Source organism: Mesobacillus sp., assembly GCF_049588175.1.
GTDB lineage: Bacteria > Bacillota > Bacilli > Bacillales > Cytobacillaceae > Mesobacillus.
In genome coordinates this window covers 1-2,969 of sequence record NZ_JBAVFI010000490.1, presented here as the reverse complement: position 1 = coordinate 2,969, position 2,969 = coordinate 1, and the positions used below count along the sequence as shown (strand labels likewise).

General features: G+C 38.7%; 3 protein-coding genes. 2 read left to right on the top strand and 1 reads right to left on the bottom strand.

Annotation, left to right across the window (positions count from 1 at the left end):
* Nucleotides 1-18: 18 nt before the first annotated feature.
* A complete protein-coding gene (locus WB217_RS11985; RefSeq protein WP_423993452.1) occupies nucleotides 19-1,068 on the bottom strand; it encodes a M42 family metallopeptidase in 1,050 nt (349 codons plus the stop codon).
* A gap of 161 nt (nucleotides 1,069-1,229) precedes the next feature.
* Between WB217_RS11985 and WB217_RS11980 the strand changes: the two genes are divergently transcribed.
* Together WB217_RS11980 and WB217_RS11975 are read left to right on the top strand one after the other, a co-directional pair.
* Nucleotides 1,230-2,129, top strand: a complete 900-nt coding sequence (locus WB217_RS11980) for a superoxide dismutase (RefSeq protein ID WP_423993451.1) — start codon at nucleotides 1,230-1,232, stop codon at nucleotides 2,127-2,129.
* 104 nt (nucleotides 2,130-2,233) lie between these two features.
* Nucleotides 2,234-2,545, top strand: coding sequence for a DUF3892 domain-containing protein (locus tag WB217_RS11975; protein ID WP_423993450.1), 312 nt, complete (start codon nucleotides 2,234-2,236; stop codon nucleotides 2,543-2,545).
* Nucleotides 2,546-2,969 lie beyond the last annotated feature (424 nt).

The following is a 2,969-nucleotide window of genomic DNA, read 5'->3' as shown; positions in this document are numbered from 1 at the left end:
ATTTCGGTTTCGCTTTTCTTATAAAATCATTTCCGATTGCACGTAATGATAAAGAAGTTTAGCTGTATTTCCAATTGAATCCTTATGTGTTCTTTCAAATGCATGTGAAGAATCGATGCCAGGCCCGATCAAACCATGGATAATATCATTTCCTGAACGGATCGCTGCAGATGCATCTGACCCGTAGTATGGATAAATGTCCAGCTTGTAGCCAATTTGATTATCAATCGCAAGCTGTGTGAGTCTTTTTCTGAGTTCATAATGATACGGTCCGCTCGCATCCTTTACACAGATCGAGACAGTATATTCATCTGTCGATTGCCCATCGCCCATGGCGCCCATATCTACTGCCAGATACTCCACTGTTTCAGGAGGAATATTGGAGTTGCCTCCATACCCGATTTCTTCGTTATTGGAAATCAGGAAATGTGTAGTGTAAGGAAGTTCGATTGCTTCCTTCTTTACCTGTTTGATCAGCTGAAGAAGGATTGCTACACTCGCTTTGTCATCAAGATGACGGGATTTAATGAATCCAGATGACAAAATCTGAACCCTTGGATCAAATGAGATAAAATCACCGACTTCAATCCCTAAAGCTCTTACGTCATTAGCGTTATTCACTTTTTCATCGAGGCGGACTTCCATATTATCTTGATTGCGTTCAGCTTTGCCAGCATCTTTATAGACATGAACTGAAGTTTGATGCATTAAAATAGTGCCAGTGAATTTTTTCCCTGAAGATGTTTCAATTTCACAATACTCACCTTCAATGGAATTGAAATTAAAGCCGCCGATTAAATCCAGTTTTAGACGCCCACTAGGCTTGATTTCTTTTACAATCGCACCAAGTGTATCTACATGGGCAGTTAACATTCTATGGTTCTGCTGATCCTTGCCGGGTAAAGTCGCAATCAATCCACCTTTGCGATTCCTCTTTGTTTCAACCTTTAATTCCTTTAGGAAATTCTCAACATATGTAATTACTTCATTTGTATTTCCTGACGGGCTTGGAATACTGACCAAAGCTCTCAATAAATTCAGGGTTTCTTCTGTGTTTGGATAAGTCATGGGAAAACTCCTCTCTTTCAAACAATCATATAACTTTTATTATAATCTTATTTTATGAAGCACAGTAATCAATTTTATATCTTGCTGTTGAAGTGAAGATTTTTTAATGAAGTCATCTCTAACCAAATCCATTCATATTTTGGTTTGGGGAGGAGATATAAATGAATGGTTATTGGTTCAGGTATTCATTGGTTGAATGGTGCAAGGACATGGAAACAAAATTGGCTTCTATGCGAGGACAACTGGAGGATTCCAATGAAGAAGCAACACTTCAGAAATGGGAAGAAACTCTTTTAGCAATAAAACATGAAGCTGATAACGGGGATGATCAACAAGATTTATACGCTAGAGCAAGGAGCTTACAAGAAGACATATCCGGTTTAGCGAACGTGTCAGAGGATGAATTTGCACGGCAACAGGGCCAAAGAGTTCAACCTGTACCAATTGGAGGGCATCGCTTGCCGCCTCTTCCGTATGCTTATAATGCACTTGAGCCTTTCATTGCCGAAGAAATTATGAAGCTCCATCATTTGAAGCATCACCAAAGTTATGTGGATGGATTGAATAAAGCAGAAAGAGAAATGTTAAAAGCGCGTGAAAGCGGCGATTTTAGTTTAATCAAGCACTGGGAAAGGGAAGCAGCTTTTCATGGTTCAGGGCACTATCTTCATACCATCTTTTGGACGATCATGAGACCGAATGGCGGGGGTGCCCCGAAAGGCCAGTTAGGAAAATCGATCAATGATACGTTCGGCAGTTTTGATAAGTTCAAGAAGCATTTCACAGAAGCTGCGAAGAATGTGGAAGCTTCTGGCTGGGCAATCCTTGTTTGGTCTCCTCGAGCCCACCGTTTGGAAATACTCCAGGCTGAAAAACACCAGAACTTAACTCAATGGGATGTAATCCCGCTGCTCGTACTGGATGTTTGGGAGCATGCCTACTATCTTCAATACAAAAACGAACGGGCTAAATATATAGAAAATTGGTGGAATGTAGTCAATTGGCAAGAGGTAGAACAACGATATAATAAAGCAAAAACAATTATGTGGCAGCCATTTTAAAAAATACAACTAAAAAGGGTGATGAAACGTCGCCCTTTTTTGTACCATACACATAAAAACCTTCCATCTTGACAAAACTAAACATATGTTCGGGAGGTGATTCTATGGAAAATAAGGATTTCAACAAAATTTTTAATGAATACAAAGAGCAGAGCAAAGGACAAGCTCTAATCGAGGCGGATGATTTGCAGCCTGGCAAAGAGCATATTGTAGCGGTCCGCAAGAATGATGATGGTGATATCATTGCATTCAAGACAGAGCAAGGCAGGGAATTAGATTACATTACAGCTCTGAACGAAGCAAAAGATGGAAAGCTGGCTCATGTTGACGTTTTCCATAAATATGGACGTGATATCATTCGAAGTGAACCGGATGGAATTAAAGAGAACAATCTAGACAACTTACCATTATTCTAAAAAGAATTGTTAGGCTGAAGTACAAAATTATTCGATTAAAGGCTTCCATTGCATTCTGGAAGCCTTTTATTATTTCTCTACATAGCTTATGATTTTGCGAACTTTGTTTCAATTCTAAGGGGTATCCTGAAATTTACGTAAAAGAAATAAAACTATATGTTTTTTTTACGTAATGCCAATAATACATTTACATTTTTAGAGTTAAATAGTAAATGGATAAACTAATAAAAAGTTATTGGAGGATCAATATGAATAAAAAAAGAATGACTAAAAAAGGTGCAACGGTTGCCCTTGCCCTGGCATTAACGATTCCTGCTCTAACACCTGCAGCTGCAGCTGAAAAAGGTCAAACTAAAATAGATTCTGTAAAATTTAATGGCATGCATGCCCCTTCAACAATTGAACAAATGGTACAAACCTATAC